Here is a 26,128-nt window from a genome sequence, read left to right as displayed (position 1 = left end):
TATGTCACAGGGCTTACCTGTATCGAACATCGTCAACGTGACGGTGAATATGGCCTTGCGTGCTGCGCAGGGCCGAAACTTCGGGGCGTTACTCATTGTCGGCGGATCCCCGGTCATTGATGGCAATCAGCGCATGCGCAGCTATTCCAGCATTACGCAGGTTGGGGCTGATTTTGGCATGAATACGCCGGAATATAGTGCAGCGTCGCTTTACTTTCAGCAGGCACCGCAACCGAAAGCCCTCTTTATCGGGCGCTGGGTCAAGGCTGACCAGGCCGCATTACTGCGCTGTGGGATTTTGACACCTGCACAAATGGCAATCAGCACATGGGCGACGGTTACCGATGGTTCGATGAAGATCACCATCGACGGCACCGCGAAGACCATCACTGCGCTAAATTTCTCGGCTGAAACCAACCTTAACGGTGTTGCCGCGCGGATCACCGAGAAATTAACCACGGCCACAGTGACGTGGGATGCGGCAAACAGTCGTTTTCTCATCACGTCGAAAACCTCCGGAGCGTCTTCTGCTGTTGGCTACGGTTCGGCGAACACCACCGGTACCGACGTTTCCGCCATGATGAAGGCGGCGCAAAATGACGGTGCTTTAGCTATAGCGCGAGCAGCGGCTGAAAACATTCAGTCGTGTATCTTCAAACTGGCCGACATGTCTACAGGCTGGTATGGCCTGCAAATCGCGGATACGTCGCTTTCTGATGACGATGTGGTGAGCGTGGCTGCGTTTATCCAGTCCGAGGATGTTTCTCGTATCTATGGTCACACCACGCAGAACACCGGCGTTCTTGACCTGGACAACACGACCGATATTGCCAGCAAGTTGAAGGCGTTAACCTACGGACGCACCTTTGTACAGTATTCCAGCGCCAGCCCGTACGCTACTGCGTCTATTTTTGGTCGCGCCTTCACCGTCAATTTCCTGGGTAACAACACCACGATCACCCTGAAATTCAAGCAACAACCAGGTATCTCGGCGGAATTCCTGACGCAATCGCAGGCCAACACGCTAACCGCGAAGAACTGCAACGTGTTTGTTCACTACGACAATGACACCGCGATTATCCAAGAGGGTGTGATGTCGAACGGCGATTTCTTCGATGAGCGCCACGGTCTTGACTGGCTGCAAAACTACGTACAGAACAACCTCTACAACGTGCTCTATACCAGCACTACCAAGGTGCCACAAACCGATCCGGGTGTTACGCGTCTACTGACTAGCGTCAACGGTTCGCTTGAGCAGGGGGTTACCAATGGCCTGATTGCGCCGGGTGTGTGGAATGGCGATCCGGTCGGTGAATTGAACACCGGCGATACGCTGACGGCGGGTTATTACACCTACGCGCCGCCAGTGGCCAGTCAATCACAGGCTGAAAGGGATACACGCCGCGCACCGGTGATCCAGTGCGCGATCAAACTGGCCGGCGCGGTGCACTTTGCTGACGTCATCATCAATGTAAATCGATAAGGGGCGAAAATGTCTACTTACAGCTTTTTGGATTTTTCTGCCTCGATCGTCGGTCCTGGTGGTTCTTTCGATCTGGGCTATGGATCAGGTAACTCTGAAGAGGGTGTCACTGTCGCCATGGTTGAGGCAAAGAACACCATGACCATCGGTGCAGGGGGCGACGTAATGCACAGCCTGCACGCAGGGAAAGGCGGAACCATCACGGTGACGTTGCTCAAGACTTCCCCAACAAATGCCAAATTAAGCGCACTGTATGCGGCTCAGTCGCTTTCGTCTGCGACCTGGGGCAATAACATCATTGTGATGCGCAACAGCGCCAGTAATGACGTTTGTTCTGCGCGATCAGTTGCGTTTCAGAAGGTACCCGACTGGCAGAACGCCAAAGACGGTGGCACGGTGGCGTGGGTATTTGATGCGGGCAAGGTCGATATGCTGCTTGGCACATTTTAAGGGGTAATACATGGAATTCGAAATCAAGGGTCAACAGTATCGTGCGGCCAAATTAAACGCCTTTGCCCAACAGGATGTAGCGATCGCTTTGGCGCCCGTTCTTTCCGGAATGGTGCCGCTGCTCAAAGATGTGATGAGTGGCAAAGGTAAAGCGTTGGCGGATGATAAAAACCGTCTTTTCGATGAGATCATTCCGCTGGTCGTAAAGGCGGTTTCCCAGTTGAGCAAAGAAGGGCGTAACGAGATCAACCGTGCTTGCCTGGCGGTTGTTACTCGTCAGCAAGGGAATGTGTGGTCAAAGATTTATGAGCCATCCCAAGGAGTGATGCTGTTTGACGACCTAAATGGCCTGGATCTGGTTTCCATCGTTGGCCGAGTGGTTCAGGACTCTCTCGGGGATTTTTTTCCCGCAGCCCCAGAGAGCGCCACCAGTACGGACAAGCTGCCTCAATAGCGACTGAATCGCTGCCGAACGGGCGCAGTTATCTGATGCGCCCGGTTCACGCCAACATGTGCAAATTTGAATCACTTAAAGATGGCACCCTGACGCTGGCCGATATAGCGCTGATGAACGAATCGCTCGATGTGGAAGCGGAAAACCGATATCTGTTGAAAAAATGGCAGGAAGACAATGAACGCTGAAACCATCAAGGACTTTTTAATCTCGCTGGGGTTCGATGTCGATGAGGCTGGCAGCCGCAAGTTTGAGTCGGTTATTACAGGCGCAACGCTCAATGCCATAAAGTTGGGGGCGGCGGTAGAGGGGGCCGCGCTGGCGATCGTTGGCTACACCACTAAAATCGCCAGCAGCTTGGATAAACTCTATTGGCAGACACAGCGCACCGGGGCCACGGCGAACAATATCCGGGCCATTGGATACGCATTCAGCCAGTCGGGCGGCAGCATTGAGGGGTTCAACGGCACCCTTGAAAACCTGGCCAGATTCTTGCGGAGCACACCAGGCGGAGAAGGCTTCCTGCGCAACCTGGGGATCCAAACGCGCGACGCCAACGGTAACCTGCGCGACACGGCAGAACTGGTGACACTGGTCGGTGATAAGCTGGCCAAGATGCCGTATTACCGTGCGAACCAATATGCGCAGATCCTCGGCATTGATGAAAATACACTGTTGGCGATGCGCCGTGGTGTGGCCGGTTTCACTGCTGATTATCAAGGGATGTTGAAAGCCACCGGGTTCGATTCGCAGAAGGCTGCGGAACAGTCCAATAAGTTTATGACGCAGATGACGGGGCTCACCTCGCTGTTTGGCATCATGCGCGACAAGATCGGCAGCAATCTGGCAGGTGGCCTGGCTGGCAATCTCGAAATTTTCCGGAAAAATATCCTGCTTAATTTCCCCAAAATTGAAGGGGCGATCACTGCTGTGTTGAAAAAGGTGCTTTCACTGGCCGATAGCATCATGACGTTTGTCTACCGAGGTGTGCAGGGATTTGGCTCGCTGATGAAATGGTGGGATCGCCTCGATGGCAAAACCAAGGGGCTGATTAAGATTTTCGGTGGATTGCTAGTGGCTTGGCGTTTACTGAATAACGCCTTTATCCGATCCCCCATTGGAATGGTCACTGCACTTATCGCCGCTTTGGTGCTGCTTTACGACGATTACATGGCGTGGAGGGAGGGAGGCAATAGCCTGATTGACTGGGCCAAATGGGAAGTTGAGATTGATTCTGCATTAAAAGCCCTGGATGAGTTAATGGCATCCATTAAGGGGGTTGGCAAGGAGATTGCCAAGCTACTTAACATCAATCTGAAAAACTGGACGTTAAAAGGTGACATTCAAAACCTGACAAAACAGTTCGGCGAATTTGGCAAGATGCTGTCAATGATCGGCGACCTCATCAATGCACTGAAAGAGGGTAACTGGAAGGAGGTCGGCAGGATAGGAAAGGCGCTGATCAGCCAGGGTAGTGACCAACCCGACGCATTGCCCGCCGTCACCGATAGCGCAAATGACGCGGCTGATTGGGTTAAGGAAAAAACCGGCTTTGACCCAAGAAGTGTAGGACGAGCAGTCAAAGGTTGGTTTGGCATTGATACAGGTGAGCCGGAACAGCACGCACAATCAGCATCTGCACCTCGCGGTATTCGTAACAATAACCCTGGTAACCTGAACTTCGTCGGCCAGAGTGGTGCGACATTGGAAACTCACGCAACGCCGCGCTTTGCTCGCTTTGAGTCAGCATTCGAAGGTTTCACTGCGCTGGGTAAGCAGATAAAAGCGTATTACACCGGTACTTCGAAGGCAGCCGGTTACCAGAAGTTGCAATCTGTCGAAGACATTATTAGCAGGTTCGCTCCGCCGAAAGAAAACAACACCCAGAAGTATATTGATAAGCTCAGCAAAATGATGGGCGTTGGCCGTGGAGAAACGCTAAATATTCACGATCCGCAAGTACTGGCCATGCTGATGAACGGCATCACGCAGATCGAGAACGGCAAAAACCCCTATGCGCCGGAAATGGTGTTGAAGGCCGCACAGGCGACGGTAACACCGGGTGTCAGTCAAACCACCAATAATCCGGCGGTATACAATATCAACGTTCAAGGGGGTGGTAACCCTCAAGAAACAGCCCGAATGACTGGTGATGCAGTCGAAGGGGTTCATCGCAGGCAAACCCGTAATCTACAAACTCAGGTGGGCTGATGGATATTTTATCTGTGCTGTTCTCACAGCAGCGTCGGCGGATCGGTATTATCGTGCCGAGCGTGGTTATTAGCGAAAAGCACATGGATGCACTGGAAGTAACAGAGCATCCGGTGGAGATTGGCGCGCCGGTGAGTGACCATGCTTATGATCGGCCGTCAGAAGTAACGATGGAACTGGGTTTCGCTGGAGGCGGTTCACTTCTGGATGATATCGACACCACGCAGGTTTTTAACGTCGATACAGGGCTGTCGTTGGGTACCAGTCCCGCTGATGTTTATCAGCAACTGATTGATCTGCAGAAAAGCAAAGTGCCTTTTTCGGTGACTACGGGCAAGCGGCAATACCAAAACATGCTTGTCCGGGCGATCGAGGTATTGACCGACAAAACCAGCGAAAACGTGCTGATGACCACGCTCACCTTGCGCGAGTTGTTGATCACTGAAACGCAAAAGGTAAGCACAACACCGGCGGAGAATATGCAGTATCCGCAGGATACAGCCGGAGTGAGCAACACGGGACTGAAAAACCCAATAACACCGCCAAAACGAGACAGTATTTTGAGTGCAACAGGGGGCTTCCTTGGCTTCTAATCTGATTGAAATCCCACTCACGCCTACGCCGCAGCAGTTCGCTATTCAGCTTGCTGGCGTGCAGTATCAAATGACACTGATCTGGCGTGATGCGGCGGGGTGGGTGCTGGATATCGCCAATAACGACAAGACGCCGCTGATACAGGGCGTCCCGCTGGTGGCCGGTGCTGACCTGCTGGCGCAATACCGCTACCTTGGGATCGGCGGTGCGCTGTTCGTCGTATCCGATCCGAACGTGCTGGCCCCGCCAACGCAGGACAATTTAGGGATAGCGTCACACCTCTACTTTTTAGCCAACTGACCGCCGCCTGGCGGTTTTTTTTCGGGTGAAATATGTCAACAAACTGGATGCGAAAATGCAGCCTGATCGTGGCGAACGATGCGGGTGACGGGCTCGAGCTGTCCGGGCTAAAAATCAGCTTTAACATCAGTCGCCCGGACATCAGCTACCCCGCTACCGGCATGTTCAAAATCTATAACTTGAGCAGAGACACTAACAACCGGATCCGGCGGAACGAGTTTACCCAAATCCGTTTTTCTGCCGGGTATCAGGATAACTTTGGGCTGATATTTTCCGGGCAAATCCAGTATTCCTACACGGGCCGCGAAAATCCGACTGATACCTATATCGTGATCCAGGCTGCTGATGCCGACCAGGCGCACAACTACGGGGTGATAAACACCACGCTGGCCGCTGGTTACACGCAGCAGGACATTCACACAGCGCTGATGAAACCGATCGGGGTTTACGACATTGTTGCAGGTGCTACACCAGAGTTTGCTGACACTAAAGCCCCGAGGGGTAAACCGATGTTCGGCATGCACCGGGATGAGGTTTCCAGCTTGGCCGCGCAGTGCCGGGCAACGTGGCGCTATGAGAATGGACGCCTGCAGATGGTGCCTGAGAATACCTATCTGGCCGATGCCATTGTGTTGAACGCACAGACGGGCCTGATTGGTATGCCAGAGCAGACAATAAACGGCGGGATCAATGTCCGTTGTCTGATAAACCCGAATATCCAGCTCGATACGCTAATCCGCCTCGATAACAAATCTATCAATCTGGTGGGGCTTTCCAGCCAGGAGATCGCCACCGGCAGCACAGCGGGGGCTTCTTTGCAGCAACCGGCGGTTCTGGATATGGACGGCGACTATATTGCCAAAAACATCAGCTATTACGGTGATACCCGTGGTAACGAGTGGTATATGGACATCATCTGTATTGCGAAAAGTGGCGCGGGGCTGATGAGTCAATCTAACGTAAGGGCGTTGCCATTATGATAACGAACAACGAACGGCAGGACTCCCCTGAACTGGTCTACAAGGCACTGACAGACGCACTCAGCACCGGGTTGCGCGTGGCTTGTCCTGGTATTATCCAATCATTCGATCCGGATGCTGTCACCGCCACGATACAGCCTGCAGTAAAAGCGCCTGTTCGGCAGGCTGACGGCTCTGTCGTATCAGTAGCGCTGCCGCTGCTGGTGGATGTACCTGTAGAGTTCCCACGCGGTGGCGGCGTTACGCTGACATTCCCGATTAAGCCGGGTGACGAGTGTGTTGTGGAATTTGCCGATCGCTGCATTGATTACTGGTGGCAGAACGGCGGGGTACAAGAGCCTGTTGATCCACGACAGCATCATCTTGCTGACGCTTTTGCGCGAGTTGGCCCGCAGTCTCAGGCGCAGAAAATCAGCGGCATCAGCACCAGCGCCGCGCAGTTGCGTACCGACGATGGGGCGGCATTTATCGAACTGGATCCGGGCAGCCATGCGGTGAACGTAACCACCACTGGCAAACTGACGGCGAGCGCCTTGGGCGGTACCGAGATTAACTCCCCTGAAATCGTGCTTAACGGCAATGTGACGATCAACGGTAATCTGGCGCAGGGGATGGGTACCAGCGGCGGAACGGCGACGATGCAGGGGCCGGTGAAGGTCACCAATGACGTGACAGCAGGTGGCAAGAGCTTAATGGGCCACACGCACGGCGGTGTTCAAACCGGTGGCGGTAGCACGGGGAAACCTCAATGAGATACCGAAAAGAGGACGAGAACGGCGATTACACGTTTGGCCAGGGTGATAACACGTTTCTGACGAACACCCCGGAAGCGGTCGCCCAGGCAGTAAAAACCCGGTTCGAATTATGGACCGGTGAATGGTTCCTCGATGTCACTGTGGGTACCCCATACCGCGAAGCCATCCTCGGCAAACACAAATCCTCAGCCTATAACATGGCCGTACGTGAGCGCATCCTTGGTACCCAGGGCGTTACCGAAATCCTTGAGTTCACCACCGAATATAACGGTGATACGCGCAGAGTCGTGTTCACCGCTACCATCAACACGCTGTACGGCGAAACGACTGTAACCAGCGAGGCATAATGCTAAATCTCAATACGCTTGGGCTTGCGGCCACCGTGACCGCGAGCGGCATCACCGCGCCTGATTACCAGACCATCCTCAACACGCTGACCGGGTATTTTCAGCAGATTTATGGTGATGACGTTTACCTGGAGCCAGACAGCAAAGACGGCCAGATGTTGGCTATCTACGCGCTTGGGATCCATGACGCAAACAATACGGCGATCGCCGTCTATAACTCATTCAGCCCCGCAACCGCTCAGAAAGCAGCGCTGGCGTCGAATGTTAAAATCAACGGCATATCGGTTAGTCCGGCCAGCCGGTCAACAGCCGACGTTCTGATCGTAGGGCAGGTTGGTACCAAGATCACTAACGGTGTAGTGCGTGATAGTAACGGCATATCCTGGTCACTACCTGCCAGCGTAGCGATCGGAACAAACGGAACCTACACGGCTACGGCAATATGCCAGATTGACGGCGCTATTGTGGCCCCGCCAAGCACAATCACGGTGATCGGCACGCCGACGCGTGGCTGGCAAACAGTGACGAACCCGGCAGCCGCTACACCTGGGCGCCCGGTGGAAACGGACGCGGAACTACGCCAGCGGCAGGCGATATCTGTAGCGCTGCCGTCGCTTACCGTGCTTGACGGTATTATGGGCGCAGTAGCTTCACTGTCAGGCGTAGAGCGCCATCGCGGCTACGAGAATGACACATCCGTCATTGACGCTAACGGGCTGCCAGCGCATTCGATCTCGCTTGTTGTCGATGGTGGAGACGCCGCGGCTATCGCGAAAACTATCGCAACAAAGAAAACCCCAGGCGGCGGGACGTTCGGCACGACGACGATCCCGGTGACCGACAATTACGGGATTGTGCATCCGATCAGTTTCTTCCGCCCTACTGGCGTACAGATTTTCGCACGGCTACAGATTAAAGCGTTGCCAGGGTATACCTCGGATGTGGGCGACCAGATAAAAGCCGCCATCGTGGATTACATCAATGAGATAGAAATAGGCGACCCGGTGTTCCTGCACAGGTTGTTTTTACCCGCGAATCTTAACGGTGCCGCTGACAGTGCGACTTATGACATTCTCGACCTACAGATCGGCAAAGCGGCCAGCAGCTTGTCGCCAGCTAACGTGCCAATCGCCTTTAACCAGGTTGCACTTTGTCAGAGCAACAATATAAACGTGGTGGTGACGGCATGAGCGAAACGAAATACCAGCGCTTAATAACGTCCTACCACAAACACAAGCCGAAGTTTTACGACCATATATCCTTAATCACTCAACCTTTCGTAAATATCCAGAACGCTTTAACTCAGCAGGTCACTGACTTTGATCTGGACTTCGCTATCGGTGTGCAACTGGACGCTGTGGGGCTGTGGATTGGCATTGGGCGCACCATCAAGACGCCTATCGAGGGTGTCTACTTCTCCCTGGATATCGAAGGAGTAGGACTTGATCAAGGTGTGTGGCAAGGCGAATTCGAGGCAGGTGGCCTTACTGTTTTGGATGACGACACCTACCGCACCATTCTGCGCGCCAAAATCGCTGCGAACCATTGGGACGGTACAACGGAAACCCTGAGCGACGTCTATCAGGCGATATTCCCCGACCAGAAAACGCGGATCTTTGCCGTTGATAACTTTGACATGACGATGAGTGTTTATATCACCGGAGAGAATATTTCGGCAGTAATGAAAGCGGTTATCGCGCAGGGCTACTTAGACGTGAAGCCGTCAACGGTCGGCATCAAAAGTTACATTATTACGAGTGAACCGGGCCGGTTATTTGGTCTGGATATCGATAATGAATTTATCGCGGGGCTTGATACAGGCTCTTGGGGGATTGAGCTTGAAAAGAGTTGATTTTAATAAACCAGTAAACAACCTTGAGGAAATAAAAATGGACGATAAAGAGAATGTGCCCGTTTTTGGATTTGATCGGGATGACGGTCAGGTAGCTGGCTTTAATAAGGGTGAGTGGGACAAAGAAAAAACAGGAGAAGAAAAAAATGGCGAAGAATGAATTTTTACCGTTCGGTATTGGGGTAAATGCCAACGTCTTAACAAATGATGAGTATCAGGCGTTGCCTGGGCGTGCTTCCGGGTTTGTCTCTGGCGTTGCAAAGTCAAAAGATTTTAACAAAACCTGGCGTCAGGCTTCAGTGATCGCGAGCGTTGTGGCTCAATTTATTGCCGATAACAGCGGTAAGGATGTGCTCGATAATGGTGACACTGCCACGCTCAAGACCAATTTAGAGGCGGCACTGAGTTCACAAGCATCCGGCAGGCTACTGCGAACATCCATTTATACCAACGTGGGCGGCGTGCAATACGTTTCAGTTAATGGCGGCAGTGCAACTACTGCAAATGCGAAACAGTTTACAGCACTTAGTAACACATCATTTGTTGAGATCGAATGTCAGGGAGCTGGGTCTGGCGGAGGCGGTGTATCAGCTAACGGTGTTAATCCTGCCGTTGCTGGCGGAGGAGGCGCTGGTGCCTACGGGATGGGGCGATACACATCAGGATTTTCAACAATGCCTATAACTGTTGGTGAAGGTGGAAAAGGAGGCGCAGCAGGAAATAATTACGGACTTGTAGGTGGAGCTTCTAGCGCTGGTAACCTGATCTCCTGTCTTGGCGGATATACGGGGGCCGGTGGCTCCCCGTTAACCCCACCATTTATAAATGGTGGAGGCCAGGTTTCCGATGATTCGACGGGGGCTAATTTATTAAAAATAAATGGTGGTAATGGGAATTATGGAATAGCTATTGGTGGATTGAATGCAGCTGGCGGCAGCGGCGGGGCTAGTAAGTTTGGAACTGGAGGCCCTCCGACATCCAATAGACCGGGATATCCTGCTAAAAACTACGGTGCTGGTGGTGCTGGAGCCGGTGCATATTCAACATCAAATACTGGCTTTCCTGGAGGGGATGGCAGCCCAGGAATTGTAATTATCAGAGAATATTCATAAATCCTTGGCGCGTGGCTAAATGATTAACCACGCGCTATGGTTAAACGATGTTCTTAATTAACGGAACTTTTGATAAAAATAGTGTTATGACTGCGGAAATTAAAAAAACAAGAAATGTTATAAAAACAAGGGACGCCGCCGTATCAGATTTTAAAATAATTGGTTTAAGATAGTCAATGATAATGGGGTGAGATAGGTATACTCCTAGAGTTAACGCCGAAATTTTCTTTATAAGTAATGATGTTTTTAGGTTTTTTATTTCTAGCTTTGTGAATAATAAAAAAATCGATATAGATGCGATCGCAATCAATGGCGAGTAATAAACAAAAAAGCCTTGAGAGGGGTAACCCAGAGTTCTAGAAAGAAGGTACGTCGATAGAGTAGTCATAAGGGTGGATGTGATGAAGCTTGTTAACAATGTAATGTTATTTATTTGAGTGTTAATCTTTTTAAAGAAAGCCCCCAGCAAGTAATAACCTAGCATGGAAATAAATAATTGAGCTTTGCCTACTTTCATGACTGGGTTTTCTAAATTGGTAAAGTATATTAATGCCTGTATGAATGAGGGGGTAAGAGAAAGAAACGTCCATAACAATATAAAGTATGTTATTTGATTCTTGTTTATATTGTCAACAATGTAAGATAGGAATGGTGTTAGCAATACCATTGGTATTAAAGTATAGAAAAACCAAAGATGGTAATGGGCAGGGACAGTTGTGAATAACTCGAACAATGTCTTATAGTTTATTTCAGTTTTATTATAGAAAATAAAGAAAATAGACCATGCAATTAACGGAACCAAGAGTCGATGCGTTTTTTTTATCAAAAAATCACTTAAGCCTTTGTTTTTGCTACTGCTGTTAAATGCAAAGTATCCAGAAAGCATAAAAAATAATGGTACGGATATTCTTGAGGCCGAAGCAGCAATGTTTATGCCGAACCAGTGGTTACTCATGACGCTAAATGCTTCTGGGGAAACATGGATGAAAACTACCAAAAAAGCAGCAATAACGCGCAGCAAGTTCATCCCGGAATGTTCTTTAAGCATAGTTAACTCGCTCATTCATTTAATACCGACCTCAACCAAAAATTTTAGCATAGCTCTGCGTATCGTCGCTTAGGGCTACTCTTCCGTCAATCATCAAGTGCAACTATTTCGGAGAATTTAGTTATGTCATCAGAAGGATTACCAGTAAATAACGTTGTTGGGACTAATGTCGAGTTAGGTCCACGCAGCACCGCCGATGCGGCAAATGCTGCATCAAGTAGCCAGGCGGCAGATAGCGCAGCGACTTCTGCTGACCGAGCTTGGAAGTTTAGTAATGATGCGGCAGCCTCGGCAATGGCGGCAAGGACAAGCGAAAACAACGCAGCCGCAACGCTGACCAACGCGGTGAAAAAAGGCGAGTTTGGTATAGGAGGCGTTACCCCTGCAATGCCTCTCGTTGACACTCTCAATGCAGTTAAATCGCAGATGAGCGGGAAGTATGTAGCGTGGGCGGGAAGCGAAGGTATGCCGCGTACTGATACGGCATACATGCTCGATTGGACGCTGGCATCAACATCAAGCGGCGTAGTTCAGGGGGTTGTTTTTGCCACGGCACTTATCACCGCACCTAGTTCGTTCGACCAGGTATATCGTAATGTTTGTAGAAATGGGGTATTCCAGGGCTGGAAAGTAATGTGGGATGAAAACTCATTATCAAACGCTATGAGAGTTGGTGATTATGGGTTTGGCTCAAACAGTCCTGTTAAATTAGATGCTACGACAATAAACGATGCTGGAGTTAATCGATTTATTAGTATCCCTCAAAACACAACAGGATCACCCAGCGCAGCGGCCCACGCCGGAGTAATGGGAGGTTATGATTCTGGCTCGCGTTGGCAGATGACATTTGTGCAGGGCGCAGCTAACGTAAGTATATCAGCGAGGGTACGAAACGCGGTAACAAGCTCATGGGGTGCATGGTCTACGCTATGGCACAGCACAAGCACCACGGTAGACGCCAACGGCTTTATTAAAAAAGCTTCCCCGATCGTGAAGCTGTACGGTGATGGCCAGTGCGAACTCAACGACGAAAGTCAGGGCGTGACGACCGAGCGAGTTTCCGAAGGTGTTTATCGTATTTCTGGCACTCTCGGCTTTAATGCTGATGCAGAGTGGGGCGGGGTGGATGGCGGTATCGAAATCCCGACAGACCGCAACAAGCTTCCTCTGGTCTGGGTTGATTACGAAGTTGATGAAACCGGCGACCTGCTGATCAAGACGTTCCACCGGGTTAACTCTACCGCGCCGAAGTTCGCCCAGAACGTCAAGGTCGGATACAAGGAAGGTCAGCCGATCGACATACCTGCCGGTCGCTGGATTGATCTGCGTGTCGAGATGCCAGGCGGCGATGAGCCAGAGTATGAGCCGGTACCGGAAGACGAAGTGCCGGAAGCCACCCCGGGGGTAACTGAGCCGGAAGTCGGCGAAGAACAGGCACCAAGTGAAACGCCAGCACCGACCGAAGAGCCCAAGGAGTGATAGCAGCGCCGGGAGAAATCCCGGCCCATTGCAGGGGCGCCGATAAAGTGCAGGAGAATGGATTTAGTGCAGGTGGTGCAGGAGTAACGATCGACAGGCACAAAAAACCCGGCTCGGGGGCCGGGTTTGAGTTTAGGAGTTTAAAAGGCACCTTCCATAATAAAACGCACTTGTAAATTCCTTAGCAACTCATTTGTTCTTATTACATTAACACCGAACTTATCGCAGATGTCTGGAATCTTTGGCTTAAAACTGCCTGCCCCAGCTCTAATCTCATGCGTGACCAACGTTGCAGATGTCGACATCGCTTTAGCTATCAGCCAAGGATCCGCAACACTTAGGAAAGAATTGATGTTGGGATTATTGGTTTTTCTTGCTGAATATTCGACTTGAACGTAATTTGCAATATCAGCAAAATTCCTTTGCGTGGCCTCGTCGCTCACCGCACCGAAGTAAGGTTTCCTTGCTTTTAGCCAGTCAAAAATCGCATCATCTTTGTGCGCAATTTCATCATAAACATTGCGAATGCTTACCAATTCACCAGATTCAAACCGTTGCCCAAGAAAATCCCAAAATCCGGGACAAACATCCAGGCAGTAGTATGTGTTCTGGGCTTCGATGAAAATATTTGAATCGATAATGTATGTCAAAGCCCAAGTTCCTTCTGTGCAAATTCGAGTAATTTACTTGGTCTAATTCCAGTTAATCGTTGCGCTTCTCTCAAGAGTATTTTCCCTTCAAGAGCTTGCGTGACAACTGCTTTTGCAAAGGTTTCGCTTACCCTTCCTTTTTGGGTTCTTGGGTAAGAACCACCACCCCCAGGGGATTTATCGTTGATCTTAGCAACAAAAGATACATAACTTTCCTCTGTTATGAATCCCAAGGTTAGCGCTCTTCTAGCAATAACCCATCTACTGACTCGAAAAACATTGACCAGATGGGGTATATTCTCAGTCCAGTCATCATAATTATTCCAGTTATCACAGAAAATCCTCTCTGGAACCAGATATTCAGCAGCAACTGCATTGCATAATATTTCTTGTTTTGAATCAGTTGCATGAGAAACATCGCTGATACCAGACTCACCAATCATGATATGAGCCAACTCATGAATCAAGGTGAAAAGCTGAGCGGATTTTGCGTCATTGTTATTTATAAAAATGACAGGGGAATACTTATCAGCCAAGCAAAAACCACGAAAATCATTAACGTCAATAGGGCGGTGAGTGTTATTTTTTACAACACCATTCTTCATTACAAGAACGCCGTTCCTCTCAATTTCTTTGATGAGCAAGAAGAGTAGATCTTCCCACTTACCTTTTTTCGGAGGAATGGTGACATTTAACTTATTTCTAATCTCTTGGACTATATTATGAACGTTGTCAGTAGCTCCAAACTTACCAACCAGCTCAACCGGTTCAAAGTAATTCTCTTTTGCATAATCTTTATACCAATCTACCTTTGTCATGATGTCATTCAGCGTATCTTTCAGCTCAAGAGACACATCAACATCTCGGCTACCCACAGTTCTTCTGTCAGGTATCGGCAATTTCTCTTCTAGCGGCTTATCAAGGTATAAAAAACCGAATGGTACGTGAGTTAGTTCTGCAAATTTTTGCGCTTCAGAAAAAGTAATACTTTGAGATCCATCTTCCCATCCTTCAATGACCTCAGGTTTTTTTTTCATCTTACCGGCAACATAGGATATAGATAGGGCTGCGCGTATACGCGCCCACGTCAGCATCCTGTTGTTAATGTAAGCCTGAGCCATACCTATCACCTAGTTAAAAAAACGCCCACCATCACAAGTTCATTGTTGTGCACCAGTGATCGGTCGTCAATCCATTTTTTCCGGTTTTGCACTGTAGGAATTAGTACAATCAGCCTAAAACCAGCCTCTACCCGAACGTATCTTCCGGCCACTGGGCAGGTTTGATAGCTGTATGATAAGGCGGATCTTCAACTTCTCAAATGCTGGAGTTTCATTCAGTGGTTGCAAGCGAAGTGAGCGGGAGGATTTCTCGCCTTAATGATAGCGTACAGCAGCAATGATGACAGCAGAGGGGGTAGATAGCGGCTGACGATAAGCCAGGTGCCAATCCCCATCACGGTAAGCATAAAGCCAATACCAATCACCTGCAGGCCGAACAGTAAAGGATGGCAGTTTCGGATCCGGTGTTGGCATTGGCTCTGCTACCGTGGGGTAGTAAATCCGCACCCCTTCAATAATGGTACTGCTGATCGGGTTCATTCTGGCTGGAACCAATCTTCAGCACTTTCCCATGTCTCCTGCAATATTTCCTCGATCGCTTCACGGTCAGCCGGTGTCGCCCTACCTACTGATAGACCATCCATGCCACCCAGCCGAACAGTGGCCACAGCATCAGGAAACTTTCGCTGTAGGCGCTTGTTCAGTTCAATAGCCAAGGCAGACGCAGCACCTGGTGGCAGTTTCTTTTTCTTATCGATGATCACTTCAACATGCAGCATGGTTTTATCCTCAATCTACGAGATGGATTGCGTTGTGCTCAATGCCCGCTTCGATGTAATCGACGCGTCTCTGTAGTTCACGGATAAGTGCCTTGGCGACATCCAGGCGGATCATTACCTGCTGATCTGGGTAATCGGTGGCCTTAGCTAGGCAGACGGAAGCCATAGTGTCTGCGAAGGAAGAGTGGAGCAATACAAATTGGCCATAGGCGCTGTGGTCAGTTTGGAATTCAGTTAACACCCGCATACCTTGGAGTTCGTCTTGAGGTTTCATTGATAGGATGCCTTATAGGTTTTACTGTGCATGCATACAGTGTAATCCAAAGAAAAAACGTTCTGCAAAACTATTTTTAATGTGTTGTTTTTTCAGTAATTTTAATTTATAAGATTTCGATGATGCTGACTGATTATTGTGGCGATAACTAACGCATAAACAATTAGTTATCGCCTTTTGAATCACGTAATCAAGAAATACTTACTAAACAAGGAGAGGGAAACACAGAGGCGACGCAGAAAGGAGCCTGGTGGGAGCAGCATGCGGCCCCCTTACTAAGTGCACATCGGCCGAGGAGATTTACTGTTTGTTCTTTTCAGCAATCCAGGCCAGCAGGCTATCCATACCTTCACGCATCAAAAACGCCATCACTTGGCCACGCTCACTGTCTGAAAGCTGGTAATAGTATTCGACCCACACCGCCAGCGGGTCCTGACGCCCGGCCTCATAGATCGCAGGCTCTTCGCGCAATACCAGCAAGTTTTTGACGCCGGTAGGCAAGCTGTTGATATGGTATTCCAGCGCCTTGCCTTGTACGCCTTTGCGGCGACGGCTGAGCCAATTTTCGCGCCGGGCCATTAGGTTGATTCCCTGTGTAGAGGACGGTAATCCTGCGATGCCTATCAGCTCCTTGGCAGCAAACCACTCGTTTTTCATAGCCATGATCTCGGGACAATAGTGTGGCAAGACAAATTTTTCAGAAACCATAAGGTATTTTTGGGAAACTTGGTGGTATTCTAGTTTCTGAATAAACGCTTCACGTTGTTCAAACGATTAATACTGACCTGTTAGTTATACCACTAACAGAACTTTCTCTAATCAAAAAAGGAATGAAAATATGAATTCACGGGACCCAGATTGGCATCCAGCAGACGTCATCGCGGCTTTGAAGAAGAGAGGTACCACTCTGGCAGCGGTTTCTCGGGGGGCAGGGCTAAGTTCATCGACGTTGGCCAACGCGTTGTCACGTCCTTGGCCCAAGGGAGAGTGGTTGATTGCTGATGCACTGAACGTACATCCGGCAGAGATCTGGCCGAGCAGGTATTTTGATCCGCTTACCCATCATCTGCGAGATCGGAAAAGTCGAATCAAATCATGATAAACATAAGAAAGCCGCCGGATTCGGCCCGGCGGCTTATCAAAACATCACATTCTGAGGGATCAGTTGTTGATAAACTTCTCACCCAGTTCGATATCTTTGTGCAGCACGTCCAGCATTTCGCTCAGCGCTTTTTGCTCGAAGGCACTCAGGGTACCGATATCTTTACGCTCTTCGATACCGTTTTTACCCAGTAGCAGCGGCTGTGCAAAGAAGCGGGCATATTTGCCATCCCCTTCAACATAGGCGCATTCCACTACACCTTTCTCACCGCTCAGCGCACGCACTAGAGACAGACCAAAACGTGCAGCAGCCTGGCCCATAGACAGGGTTGCAGAACCGCCACCGGCTTTGGCTTCAACCACTTCGGTACCCGCATTCTGGATACGTTTGGTCAAATCAGCCACTTCCTGATCGCTAAAGCTTACGCCAGGGATCTGCGACAGCAGAGGCAGGATGGTCACGCCTGAGTGGCCGCCAATCACCGGTACGTTCAGTTCTTCCGGTTGTTTGCCTTTCAGTTCCGCGACGAAGGTGTTGGAACGGATGATATCCAGCGATGTGATGCCAAACAGTTTGTTTTTGTCATACACACCCGCTTTCTTCAACACTTCTGCCGCAATGGCTACCGTGGTATTCACCGGGTTGGTGATGATACCGATGCAGGCTTTCGGGCAGGTTTTGGCCACTTGCTCAATCAGGTTGCGTACGATGCCAGCGTTAACGTTGAACAGATCGGAACGATCCATCCCTGGTTTACGCGCAACGCCAGCAGAAATCAGCACCACGTCCGCACCGTGCAGCGCAGGGGTTGCATCTTCGCCACTGAAGCCTTTGATTTTAACTGCGGTTGGGATGTGGCTTAAGTCAACGGCAACGCCTGGGGTAACAGGGGCAATGTCGTAGAGGGAGAGTTCAGAACCTGAAGGAAGCTGGGTCTTGAGTAGAAGGGCGAGGGCCTGGCCGATACCGCCAGCAGCACCGAGAACTGCAACTTTCATCCTATACTCCTTTATTATCTTAAATATAAAAGCGCCGTGAATTCTTTGGTCACGGACCTTAATTTATCACGCCTTTAAAAACAACCTCTTAACAGTCGGTTTTAGATCTGGCGCAATAAAATGGCCGATGTTGCGAGCATTTTAAAGTAAATCGCTTATGCATTAAGGGCATAGCGCACACTAATCGAAAATAGTGCCAAGCTTTTCACGATCGCGTTAACCGGCGGTTACATTACACCCTTACGTAACATCAGAACAACATCATTTTAATAACATTTTCGTTACCGGAGAGCTGACTCGCTTCCCGCACCGAAAGGGCATATTCATGAGCATCGGATTTTGTTAAAATCGCGCTCTTGCCTTTCTGTCTGGGCATTTTTGATTTTCCAGATGGCCCCCATATTGCATAAAAATGCATTTATATGCATAATAATCAGCTCTATTACCAACATTCCACGGTGCAAAATGCGTAATCCCGCAAAGCAGGAAGATCTGATCAAGGCGTTTAAGGCGTTATTGAAAGAAGAAAAATTCAGTTCTCAAGGCGAGATCGTTTTGGCGCTGCAAGAAGAAGGCTTCGAGAACATTAACCAGTCCAAGGTATCACGCATGCTGACCAAGTTCGGGGCGGTACGCACGCGTAATGCAAAAATGGAGATGGTGTACTGCCTCCCGGCTGAACTCGGTGTCCCTACCACCACCAGCCCGCTCAAGAATCTGGTGCTGGACGTGGACCATAACGATGCGGTGGTGGTGATCCATACCAGCCCAGGTGCGGCGCAGCTGATTGCCCGCCTGTTGGACTCACTGGGCAAATCCGAAGGGATCCTGGGCACCATTGCCGGTGACGATACGATTTTTGTCACTCCGGCCAGCTCCTTTACCGCACGTCAACTGTTTGAAGCCATTCTCTCCTTGTTCGAACAGGAACTTTGATGCATTCAGCACAGCCTGCGGCTTTCCGTCGCGGGCGGTGCACCCTTTATTAACCCCTCGTTTACTTCTCCAGCGCTGCCTACCACGTTTAAAACTGCCAATAAGCCGACCTGCAGCACATTTCAATGACATTTCTTGGTGACTGGTGATAGTGACTGGAAGCTTCCGCACTTTTAGTCAAAAGCACTTAGCTCATTGAAATTACATAAATTTAACATCAGAAGTGCATTTTATCGCCGTTTTTTATTCCATTAGGTTATTAAAAGTAACGGCCACCCCAATAAAGTTTCACTAGAAACTGTTAGCCAGCTATTAATTTTTGCCGTTACTAGATGTATACTCATTTTCGTGACGTAAATCACAGTTCATTGGAACTGATAAAAGAATACGAAGAGGATAAATCATGAAAATTAAAACTACTGTAGCGACAATTAGCCTGCTGTCCATGCTGTCTTTCGGTGCATTCGCAGCACAATCCATTGATGCTTCGCAGGCTGAAAAGCTGCAGTCTGCCGGTACCATCACCGTGAGCGGCGTCGGTGCAGCACCTTCTGATATCCGTCAGGCACTGTCTGCCAAAGCCGATGCTCAAGGCGCGACCGCTTACCGCGTGATCGAAGCTCGTAATGAAGGCAACTACCACGCTACCGCCGAGATTTACAAATAAGTACAAGATGTTATCTGAGCATTGCACGACAACTCTCTGGTAAAAAACCAAGTAGATAACCGCCTTCAAGTATAAAAAACGCTGTAAAGCCCTTCCAGGCCGTTATCTCTGAACGATTAAGGATCCAAGTACTATGAACATGAAAACTACTCTCGTTGCACTTAGCCTGCTGTCTGCCGTTTCTTTCGGTGCTTCTGCGGCTAACCTGGTCACTGATGCCCAAGCCAGCAATCTGCAGTCTGTCGGCACCATCACCGCTAGCGGCGTGGGTGGCGCACCTTCTGATATCCGTCAGGCGCTGTCTGATAAAGCGGACCAGCAAGGGGCCAAAGCCTACCGTGTGATCGAAGCCTATGAAAATGGCAACTGGCACGCAACGGCTGAAATCTACAAGTAAAAATCCAAGGTCGCGCTTACTGAACTGACTACCCTCGTCACTGCCACTGCCGAGTTCTCAGGTAAACGCCAGTATCTTGGAAATTATCGTCGTCCTATCCGACGAACCCCATTGCCCTCGCTCGCGAGGGCTTTTTTATGGGGGCAAAAAAGGCCGCATCAGCGGCCTCATAGTGGTAGGGTCGCCGCATGCGGCGCCCGTTTAACTAAACGTCAGTAGGTTTCTTTCGGTTCGGCCTTGTTAGCCAGCCCTGCCAGCAGTTTGTCATGAATGCCGCCAAACCCGCCGTTGCTCATCACCAGAATATGGTCACCCGGCTGCGCGGTTTTCACAATCATCTCCACCAACGTATCCAGATCGGCACTCCAGTGCGCGGGCTGAACGCAAGCTTCGGCAACTTCCGCTACCTGCCACGGGATGTGGTGAGGCTGGAACAGGAACACTTCGTCGGCACGGCCCAGTGAGGGGGCCAGATCGTTTTTGCTGATCCCCATTTTCATGGTGTTTGAGCGCGGCTCCAGCACGGCCAGGATGCGTGCGGTGCCGCCCACTTTGCCACGCAGCGCCGCCAAGGTAGCCAGAATGGCGGTGGGATGATGGGCAAAGTCGTCATACACCGTGACACCATTGGCTTCACCACGCAATTCCAGACGGCGGCGGGCATTGATAAAGTCTCCCAGCGCACGGCAGGCATCGGCTGGCTGTACGCCAACATGGCGGGTAGCGGCGATCGCCATCAGGCCGTTATGCATGTTGTGTTCGCCCACCAGTGCCCAGTTAACCTCGCCCACCTTCTCGCCGTTGAGGAACACTTCGTAATGGCTGGCATCCGTCGTCAGTTTGTGTGCACGCCACGCGCCCCCTTCCCCGACCCATTCCTGTTCGCTCCAGCATCCCATTGCCATCACCTGTTTCAGATGGGTGTCGTTTTCCGGCAGGATAATCTTGCCTTGGCCCGGCACCAGGCGCACCAGGTGGTGGAACTGTTTCTGGATGGCTTTCAGATCGTCAAAAATATCGGCGTGATCGAACTCGAGGTTGTTCATGATCAACGTGCGCGGGCAGTAATGAACGAACTTGGAGCGTTTGTCGAAGAAGGCACAGTCATACTCATCGGCTTCTATGACAAAGAACGGGCTGCCGCCAAGACGGGCCGAGACATCAAAATTGCCCGGTACGCCGCCGATCACAAAGCCCGGCTGATAGCCGCAGGCTTCCAGGATCCAGGTCGCCATCCCGGCGGTGGTGGTTTTACCGTGTGTTCCCGCTACCGCCAGTACCCAGCGATCGCGCAGGACATAATCATGCAGCCACTGAGGGCCAGACATGTAAGGAATGCTCTGTTCCAGCACCGCTTCTACGCAAGGATTACCACGGCTCATGGCATTGCCGATAATTACCAGATCAGGAGCCGGATCCAACTGGGCAGGATCGTAACCCTGGATCAGATCGATCCCCTGCTTTTCCAGTAAGGTACTCATCGGAGGATAGACGTTGGCATCTGAACCGGTCACCTCATGCCCCAGTGAACGAGCCAACATGGCTAGCCCACCCATAAAGGTGCCGCAGATCCCAAGAATATGTATGCGCATTAGGTTTCTCATGTTAGTGCATCGATTTACTGCCTATTCTAGCGCTCAGAATCGCTCAGAAGAAATGGATTTGCCTATGAATCGCAAGTTGCTTTGGGCTACACTGCTGACGAAAACGTTGGCGGTATGTTAACAAGCCGCTATCCATCCGTAGATTCAGGGATTGTGTCATGAAAACGTTAGGCGAATTTATCGTCGAGAAACAACACGACTTCTCTCACGCCACCGGTGAGCTGACTTCATTACTTTCTGCCATCAAACTGGGTGCCAAAATCATTCATCGTGATATCAACAAGGCGGGTTTGGTTGATATCTTGGGGACTAACGGCATTTCCAACGTTCAGGGCGAAGTTCAGATGAAGCTGGACCTGTTCGCGAACGAAAAGCTGAAAGCCGCGTTGAAGGCTCGTGGGGAAGTTGCAGGCATCGCGTCGGAAGAAGAAGACGAGATCGTGATTTTCGACGGCGAGCGAGCTGAAAATGGCAAGTATGTGGTGTTGATGGATCCGTTGGACGGCTCGTCCAACATTGATGTGAACGTCTCGGTCGGGACGATCTTCTCTATCTATCGCCGCATCACCCCGATTGGCACGCCAGTCACCGAAGAAGATTTCCTGCAGCCTGGCCATGCCCAGGTAGCGGCCGGTTATGTGGTTTATGGCTCCTCCACCATGCTGGTGTACACCACCGGTTATGGCGTGCATGCCTTTACCTACGATCCGTCTCTGGGGGTGTTCTGCCTCTCCCACGAGAAAGTGCGCTTCCCGGAAAAAGCCAATATGTATTCCATCAACGAAGGTAACTACATCAAGTTCCCGCTCGGGGTGAAGAAATACATCAAATACTGCCAAGAGCAGGATGAAGCCACCCAGCGCCCTTATACCTCACGCTATATCGGTTCACTGGTTGCCGATTTCCACCGTAACCTGCTCAAGGGCGGCATCTATATCTACCCAAGCACCGCCAGCCACCCACAGGGCAAGCTGCGTCTGCTGTATGAATGCAACCCGATGGCGTTCCTGGCTGAACAGGCCGGTGGGAAAGCCAGCGATGGTAAAAACCGTATTCTGGATATCGTGCCGCAACAACTGCACCAGCGTGCGCCATTCTTCGTCGGCACCAAATCGATGGTAGAAGACGCCGAACGCTTTATTGCTGATTTCCCGGACCAGTAACGAGTTAAAAGGGGCGGCATGCCGCCCCTTCATATCATAGTTTGAACACAGCCATACTCTGTGCCAATAGCTGCGCCTGCTCTTCCAAAGAGCGCGTTGCCGCCGCAGACTCTTCCACCAGCGCCGCATTCTGCTGTGCCACCTGATCCATTTGCACTACCGCTAGGTTGACCTGCTCGATACCACTGCTTTGTTCGCGAGTGGCCGCCGAGATTTCACGCATCAGCGCCGTGACGCGCCCCACTTCCCCGGTTATTCCGTTCATGGTCTTCGCCGCCGTAGCCGCCATCTGTTCACCTTCCCGCACGCGGTGTTGTGAAACCTCGATCAGCCCTTTGATCTCTTTGGCCGATTGCGCACTGCGTTGGGCCAGGCTGCGTACCTCACCGGCCACCACGGCAAAACCACGGCCTTGCTCACCGGCGCGTGCTGCCTCTACCGCCGCGTTGAGCGCCAGGATATTGGTCTGGAAGGAGATACCATCCATCACGCTGATGATGTCGGCGATGCGTCGTGAGCTGTCGGTAATGGCCTGCATCTTGCTCATCACCTGGCTGACCACGTCACTGCCCTGTTCGGCAATATCGGAGACGCTCAGTGCCAACTGGTTGGCCTGTTCGCAGTTTTCAGCATTCATTTTCACCGTAGAGGTCAACTGCTCCATACTGGCGGCGGTTTGCTCCAGCGAAGCGGCCGATTCCTCCGTACGCTGCGCCAGATGAACGTTACCCGCAGCCAACTCGCGGGAGCCGGTATCGATCTGGCTGCTGGCATCGCGGACTTTACTGACCGACATCACCAGCGATTGCTGCATACGCTGCATGGCGTGCACCAAGCGCCCCATTTCGGTATCACCTTCACCGCTAATTTCGTGGGTCAGATCCCCTGCGGCGATATGTTCCAATTGGACGATCGACTCATCTAACGGGCGCAGCAAGATCACACGCATAGCAAACCAGGCCAGCACCGCCAGTAACACGCTGAGCAGCCCAGCCGCAACGATCAGGATAATCTTGGTGCTGGCATTACTTTCTGCCTCATGCGCATGCTGCTGGCCAATCTCCATGGCAAACGCGCGGAACTCACTGAGGTCGGCTTCAAAAGCAATGCTCAGCTTAGAGATATGATTTTCTTGAATGGCGTAATAGTCATCCAACTTCCCCGCCTTTATCGCCGCCGCCATGGGCGCAATGCCTTGTTCCAGATAGGCTCGATAGCTCGCCTGCATGCGCATTGAGAATTGACGACCCCGTTCGGTCACCGTGCCCACGTCGACAAAGCGCGCCATTTCCTTTTTCGACTGTTCCAGATAGCCATAAATGCGCCCCACCGAGGCGTCAGCAACCTCAATCTGACCAATCTCGCGCTGGCGTACTGCAAGCGAGGCAGCCGTTCTGGCCCGTAGCGCCAGGTTGGAGCTGTTGGCCAACGAACCCAGCTCTTCCCCCAGGATCTGGTTCAGAGTCTGTAGCGAACGTGTTCCGTCGTTAATGGCTTTAACCCCGATGATGCTGACAACAATCAACAGCAACGTCATCAGGCTCAACAAGGCAATCAGCCCGGCCTTAACGGTGATCTTCTTTAACATGAGTGTTTCCCGGCTTTAGAAAAAAGTAGCTTCAGATGTAGAGGAGGCAAGAAGGCAGGGCCAGCTAGCGGCTGGACCGTTATTATTTGAGGAAGTTATCGGCAGGAGGGAAGGAAACTTCACTGCTTAGGGGATTATTCTGAAAGTGCTAAGACAATCAGCAAGATATTTGTGCGGCTAAGGCCATTGCTGCGCGGTATGAAGTACGCGGATGATCTCAATCCTCTCCCATTCATTGACGACACGATAAACCTCAATGAAGTGAGGATGGATAACCAGTTCTCTTGTTTCTTTAACACGGCCCTCACGCCCCTTCAACGGATGCTCGGCCAGGCTGTTTGCCATTGAGCCGATCCGCTCGTCTAGCTCAATGGCAGCACGCAGGTTGTTTTCAGCAATGTACTCCCGGATTTTGCGCCTGTCCTCGCTGGCTAATTGCGTCCAAACAATTTCCATCAGCTACCCGCCAGTTTCTTCGCTGCCGCCTCACGCCAGGCTACTGCAGAGGCTTCGACGGACTCTCCTGAAAGAACTTCGCCACGATTTGCCTGGGCAATTCCAGCCTGTACCTGATCACGGAACCATATATCATGTTGGCGCTGAACCGTCTCACGCATGAAGTCACGAATGAGCTGCGAACCATTACGATCCATCGCTTTTGCTGCCTCCAAAAAGTCAGTTTTCAGTTCGGTGTCGATGCGTAAATTCAGAGTTGTCTGTGTCATATCCAGCCTACAATTGTCATTACTGTGTATATACAGCGTAGCACGATGCAAGAGGTTATAAAAGCCAGACATCCAATATGTCTTGCAGCGCTGGTGCCGCTTCATGCCCCGAAAAATGGGAGTACTTTGAGGACGTTTTGGCTATAATAGCCGCCACTCCATTTCTGGTTTGATTAAAGGAAACCGACATGAGCTTGAACCTGGTCCCTGCTGGCAAAGACCTGCCAGAAGACATCTACGTAGTTATCGAAATCCCGGCTAACGCCGATCCAATCAAATACGAAATCGACAAGGAAACTGGCTCGCTGTTCGTTGACCGTTTCATGTCCACAGCGATGTTCTACCCGTGCAACTACGGTTACATCAACCACACTCTGTCACTGGACGGTGACCCGGTAGACGTGCTGGTGCCAACCCCATACCCACTGCAACCAGGCTCAGTGATCCGCTGCCGCCCAGTTGGCGTGCTGAAAATGACCGACGAAGCCGGTGAAGACGCAAAACTGATTGCCGTACCGCACAGCAAACTGACCAAAGAGTACGATCACATCAAAGATGTGAACGACCTGCCAGAACTGCTGAAAGCGCAGATCAGCCACTTCTTTGAACACTACAAAGATCTGGAAAAAGGCAAATGGGTGAAAGTGGAAGGTTGGGCAGACGCTGCCGCAGCCAAAGCTGAGATCGTTGCCTCTTTCGAGCGCGCCAAGAAGTAATTCTCGCCCGAACTGATAAAAAAACACCGCCCAGATGAGCGGTGTTTTTTTTACTGCTTTTCGTCAAGACGCTTCAGCCAGTCACCGCTTTCAATCCGCGGGAAACCGTCCACACTGTGTCTATACAGGTAGATCCACGCACTGCCATAAGGCGTGCGGATCAGCTCGCGCTTGTAGTCTTTGGTATTGCTTTTCAACTCGTCCAGCTCGGCCAGAATCGATGAGTTAATACGATACACTTCGCAGTGTACCGTGCCCTCTCCAGGGATCGCCGCCGGGTAGTGCCCCAGATTATAAAGCTGGTAGCCTTCTAACTCATGTTCACCCAACCATTGGGCGTTGGTCATCCAATGGCTGTTTCCCTGTTTGCGTCGTAAACTGCCGTAGACAATTATTCGCATAG

33 protein-coding genes are annotated in these 26,128 nt (G+C 50.9%); 21 read left to right on the top strand and 12 right to left on the bottom strand.

Annotation, left to right across the window (positions count from 1 at the left end):
- Position 1: 1 nt before the first annotated feature.
- From KGP21_RS02610 to KGP21_RS02545, 14 genes are read left to right on the top strand one after another with little or no spacing between them, the layout of a single operon-like run.
- Positions 2 to 1,483, top strand: coding sequence for a DUF3383 domain-containing protein (locus tag KGP21_RS02610; RefSeq protein WP_223537085.1), 1,482 nt, complete (start codon positions 2 to 4; stop codon positions 1,481 to 1,483).
- Between the two features lie 9 nt (positions 1,484 to 1,492).
- On the top strand, positions 1,493 to 1,933 hold the full coding sequence (locus tag KGP21_RS02605; RefSeq protein WP_115158668.1) for a phage protein: 441 nt from the start codon (positions 1,493 to 1,495) through the stop codon (positions 1,931 to 1,933).
- A 10-nt stretch (positions 1,934 to 1,943) separates the two neighbouring features.
- Entirely contained in the window at positions 1,944 to 2,387 is a 444-nt protein-coding gene (locus KGP21_RS02600; protein ID WP_166734360.1) for a phage tail assembly chaperone, read from the top strand.
- Between the two features lie 56 nt (positions 2,388 to 2,443).
- Entirely contained in the window at positions 2,444 to 2,575 is a 132-nt protein-coding gene (locus KGP21_RS02595) for a hypothetical protein (protein ID WP_371824837.1), read from the top strand.
- Positions 2,565 to 4,598, top strand: coding sequence for a lytic transglycosylase (locus KGP21_RS02590; RefSeq protein WP_223537079.1), 2,034 nt, complete (start codon positions 2,565 to 2,567; stop codon positions 4,596 to 4,598). The genes KGP21_RS02595 and KGP21_RS02590 overlap by 11 nt, the downstream gene beginning before the upstream one ends.
- The gene (locus KGP21_RS02585; RefSeq protein ID WP_115158671.1) at positions 4,598 to 5,191 is read left to right on the top strand and encodes a phage baseplate protein; all 594 of its coding nucleotides are present in this window, start codon (positions 4,598 to 4,600) and stop codon (positions 5,189 to 5,191) included. Before KGP21_RS02590 ends, KGP21_RS02585 begins: the two co-directional genes overlap by 1 nt.
- Positions 5,181 to 5,492, top strand: a complete 312-nt coding sequence (locus tag KGP21_RS02580) for a hypothetical protein (protein ID WP_209523840.1) — start codon at positions 5,181 to 5,183, stop codon at positions 5,490 to 5,492. The genes KGP21_RS02585 and KGP21_RS02580 overlap by 11 nt, the downstream gene beginning before the upstream one ends.
- Positions 5,493 to 5,524: 32 nt before the next feature.
- Positions 5,525 to 6,472 (top strand): hypothetical protein, encoded by a 948-nt coding sequence (locus tag KGP21_RS02575; RefSeq protein ID WP_223537076.1) that lies wholly within the window; start codon positions 5,525 to 5,527, stop codon positions 6,470 to 6,472.
- The gene (locus KGP21_RS02570) at positions 6,469 to 7,224 is read left to right on the top strand and encodes a Gp138 family membrane-puncturing spike protein (protein WP_166734364.1); all 756 of its coding nucleotides are present in this window, start codon (positions 6,469 to 6,471) and stop codon (positions 7,222 to 7,224) included. Before KGP21_RS02575 ends, KGP21_RS02570 begins: the two co-directional genes overlap by 4 nt.
- Positions 7,221 to 7,574, top strand: a complete 354-nt coding sequence (locus KGP21_RS02565) for a hypothetical protein (RefSeq protein ID WP_223537074.1) — start codon at positions 7,221 to 7,223, stop codon at positions 7,572 to 7,574. Before KGP21_RS02570 ends, KGP21_RS02565 begins: the two co-directional genes overlap by 4 nt.
- Positions 7,571 to 8,764, top strand: a complete 1,194-nt coding sequence (locus tag KGP21_RS02560; RefSeq protein ID WP_223538494.1) for a baseplate J/gp47 family protein — start codon at positions 7,571 to 7,573, stop codon at positions 8,762 to 8,764. The genes KGP21_RS02565 and KGP21_RS02560 overlap by 4 nt, the downstream gene beginning before the upstream one ends.
- Positions 8,761 to 9,426: a DUF2612 domain-containing protein gene (locus tag KGP21_RS02555; protein WP_223537072.1), complete on the top strand. Its 666-nt coding sequence runs from the start codon at positions 8,761 to 8,763 to the stop codon at positions 9,424 to 9,426. The genes KGP21_RS02560 and KGP21_RS02555 overlap by 4 nt, the downstream gene beginning before the upstream one ends.
- A complete protein-coding gene (locus tag KGP21_RS02550; protein ID WP_223537070.1) occupies positions 9,413 to 9,586 on the top strand; it encodes a hypothetical protein in 174 nt (57 codons plus the stop codon). Before KGP21_RS02555 ends, KGP21_RS02550 begins: the two co-directional genes overlap by 14 nt.
- Positions 9,573 to 10,538 carry a hypothetical protein gene (locus KGP21_RS02545; protein WP_223537068.1) on the top strand — a complete coding sequence of 322 codons (966 nt, stop codon included), beginning with the start codon at positions 9,573 to 9,575 and terminating at the stop codon, positions 10,536 to 10,538. Before KGP21_RS02550 ends, KGP21_RS02545 begins: the two co-directional genes overlap by 14 nt.
- 40 nt (positions 10,539 to 10,578) lie before the next feature.
- Here KGP21_RS02545 and KGP21_RS02540 read toward each other — a convergent pair whose 3' ends face one another.
- Positions 10,579 to 11,601: an acyltransferase gene (locus tag KGP21_RS02540; RefSeq protein WP_223537065.1), complete on the bottom strand. Its 1,023-nt coding sequence runs from the start codon at positions 11,599 to 11,601 to the stop codon at positions 10,579 to 10,581.
- A gap of 108 nt (positions 11,602 to 11,709) precedes the next feature.
- On the opposite strand from KGP21_RS02540, the gene KGP21_RS02535 reads away from it, so the two are divergent.
- On the top strand, positions 11,710 to 13,065 hold the full coding sequence (locus tag KGP21_RS02535) for a hypothetical protein (RefSeq protein WP_223537062.1): 1,356 nt from the start codon (positions 11,710 to 11,712) through the stop codon (positions 13,063 to 13,065).
- 140 nt (positions 13,066 to 13,205) lie between these two features.
- Here KGP21_RS02535 and KGP21_RS02530 read toward each other — a convergent pair whose 3' ends face one another.
- The 5 genes from KGP21_RS02530 to KGP21_RS02510 all read right to left on the bottom strand — a co-directional run bounded on the left by KGP21_RS02530 (position 13,206) and on the right by KGP21_RS02510 (position 16,486).
- Complete coding sequence (locus KGP21_RS02530) at positions 13,206 to 13,715, bottom strand: DUF4411 family protein (protein ID WP_223537059.1); 510 nt, start codon at positions 13,713 to 13,715, stop codon at positions 13,206 to 13,208.
- Positions 13,712 to 14,836, bottom strand: coding sequence for an ImmA/IrrE family metallo-endopeptidase (locus tag KGP21_RS02525; protein ID WP_223537056.1), 1,125 nt, complete (start codon positions 14,834 to 14,836; stop codon positions 13,712 to 13,714). Before KGP21_RS02525 ends, KGP21_RS02530 begins: the two co-directional genes overlap by 4 nt.
- A gap of 476 nt (positions 14,837 to 15,312) precedes the next feature.
- Entirely contained in the window at positions 15,313 to 15,552 is a 240-nt protein-coding gene (locus KGP21_RS02520; RefSeq protein WP_223538493.1) for a DinI family protein, read from the bottom strand.
- A gap of 13 nt (positions 15,553 to 15,565) precedes the next feature.
- The gene (locus tag KGP21_RS02515) at positions 15,566 to 15,829 is read right to left on the bottom strand and encodes a hypothetical protein (RefSeq protein ID WP_223537054.1); all 264 of its coding nucleotides are present in this window, start codon (positions 15,827 to 15,829) and stop codon (positions 15,566 to 15,568) included.
- Positions 15,830 to 16,129: 300 nt separating this feature from the next.
- Positions 16,130 to 16,486, bottom strand: a complete 357-nt coding sequence (locus KGP21_RS02510) for a DNA-binding protein (protein ID WP_037376544.1) — start codon at positions 16,484 to 16,486, stop codon at positions 16,130 to 16,132.
- Between the two features lie 181 nt (positions 16,487 to 16,667).
- On the opposite strand from KGP21_RS02510, the gene KGP21_RS02505 reads away from it, so the two are divergent.
- Positions 16,668 to 16,928 carry a helix-turn-helix transcriptional regulator gene (locus KGP21_RS02505; RefSeq protein WP_071783710.1) on the top strand — a complete coding sequence of 87 codons (261 nt, stop codon included), beginning with the start codon at positions 16,668 to 16,670 and terminating at the stop codon, positions 16,926 to 16,928.
- Positions 16,929 to 16,990: 62 nt separating this feature from the next.
- Here KGP21_RS02505 and mdh read toward each other — a convergent pair whose 3' ends face one another.
- Positions 16,991 to 17,929 (bottom strand): malate dehydrogenase, encoded by a 939-nt coding sequence (mdh, locus tag KGP21_RS02500; RefSeq protein WP_021179035.1) that lies wholly within the window; start codon positions 17,927 to 17,929, stop codon positions 16,991 to 16,993.
- A gap of 465 nt (positions 17,930 to 18,394) precedes the next feature.
- On the opposite strand from mdh, the gene argR reads away from it, so the two are divergent.
- The 3 genes from argR (at position 18,395) to yhcN (KGP21_RS02485) (ending at position 19,929) form a co-directional block, all read left to right on the top strand.
- Positions 18,395 to 18,865, top strand: coding sequence for a transcriptional regulator ArgR (argR, locus tag KGP21_RS02495; RefSeq protein WP_021179033.1), 471 nt, complete (start codon positions 18,395 to 18,397; stop codon positions 18,863 to 18,865).
- 403 nt (positions 18,866 to 19,268) lie between these two features.
- Positions 19,269 to 19,532: a peroxide/acid stress response protein YhcN gene (yhcN, locus tag KGP21_RS02490; RefSeq protein WP_021807531.1), complete on the top strand. Its 264-nt coding sequence runs from the start codon at positions 19,269 to 19,271 to the stop codon at positions 19,530 to 19,532.
- 133 nt (positions 19,533 to 19,665) lie between these two features.
- The gene (gene yhcN, locus KGP21_RS02485) at positions 19,666 to 19,929 is read left to right on the top strand and encodes a peroxide/acid stress response protein YhcN (RefSeq protein WP_021179031.1); all 264 of its coding nucleotides are present in this window, start codon (positions 19,666 to 19,668) and stop codon (positions 19,927 to 19,929) included.
- A gap of 212 nt (positions 19,930 to 20,141) precedes the next feature.
- Here yhcN (KGP21_RS02485) and mpl read toward each other — a convergent pair whose 3' ends face one another.
- The gene (mpl, locus tag KGP21_RS02480; protein WP_024483358.1) at positions 20,142 to 21,521 is read right to left on the bottom strand and encodes a UDP-N-acetylmuramate:L-alanyl-gamma-D-glutamyl-meso-diaminopimelate ligase; all 1,380 of its coding nucleotides are present in this window, start codon (positions 21,519 to 21,521) and stop codon (positions 20,142 to 20,144) included.
- A 170-nt stretch (positions 21,522 to 21,691) separates the two neighbouring features.
- Between mpl and fbp the strand changes: the two genes are divergently transcribed.
- On the top strand, positions 21,692 to 22,696 hold the full coding sequence (gene fbp / locus KGP21_RS02475) for a class 1 fructose-bisphosphatase (protein ID WP_029711176.1): 1,005 nt from the start codon (positions 21,692 to 21,694) through the stop codon (positions 22,694 to 22,696).
- A gap of 34 nt (positions 22,697 to 22,730) precedes the next feature.
- Here the strand turns inward: fbp and KGP21_RS02470 are convergent, their stop codons facing one another.
- The 3 genes from KGP21_RS02470 to KGP21_RS02460 all read right to left on the bottom strand — a co-directional run bounded on the left by KGP21_RS02470 (position 22,731) and on the right by KGP21_RS02460 (position 25,009).
- The gene (locus tag KGP21_RS02470; protein ID WP_166733941.1) at positions 22,731 to 24,284 is read right to left on the bottom strand and encodes a methyl-accepting chemotaxis protein; all 1,554 of its coding nucleotides are present in this window, start codon (positions 24,282 to 24,284) and stop codon (positions 22,731 to 22,733) included.
- A gap of 177 nt (positions 24,285 to 24,461) precedes the next feature.
- Positions 24,462 to 24,743 (bottom strand): type II toxin-antitoxin system mRNA interferase toxin, RelE/StbE family, encoded by a 282-nt coding sequence (locus KGP21_RS02465; RefSeq protein ID WP_059199538.1) that lies wholly within the window; start codon positions 24,741 to 24,743, stop codon positions 24,462 to 24,464.
- Entirely contained in the window at positions 24,740 to 25,009 is a 270-nt protein-coding gene (locus tag KGP21_RS02460) for a CopG family ribbon-helix-helix protein (protein WP_059201942.1), read from the bottom strand. The genes KGP21_RS02465 and KGP21_RS02460 overlap by 4 nt, the downstream gene beginning before the upstream one ends.
- Positions 25,010 to 25,197: 188 nt before the next feature.
- Between KGP21_RS02460 and ppa the strand changes: the two genes are divergently transcribed.
- On the top strand, positions 25,198 to 25,725 hold the full coding sequence (gene ppa / locus KGP21_RS02455) for an inorganic diphosphatase (protein ID WP_021179028.1): 528 nt from the start codon (positions 25,198 to 25,200) through the stop codon (positions 25,723 to 25,725).
- 50 nt (positions 25,726 to 25,775) lie between these two features.
- Here the strand turns inward: ppa and KGP21_RS02450 are convergent, their stop codons facing one another.
- Positions 25,776 to 26,126, bottom strand: coding sequence for a gamma-glutamylcyclotransferase (locus KGP21_RS02450; RefSeq protein WP_024483355.1), 351 nt, complete (start codon positions 26,124 to 26,126; stop codon positions 25,776 to 25,778).
- Between the last annotated feature and the right edge of the window lie 2 nt (positions 26,127 to 26,128).

The sequence above is a fragment of the Serratia sp. JSRIV004 genome (assembly GCF_019968705.1).
GTDB classification, from domain to species: Bacteria; Pseudomonadota; Gammaproteobacteria; order Enterobacterales; family Enterobacteriaceae; genus Chania; species Chania fonticola_B.
This window is presented reverse-complemented; position numbering and strand designations above follow the sequence as displayed.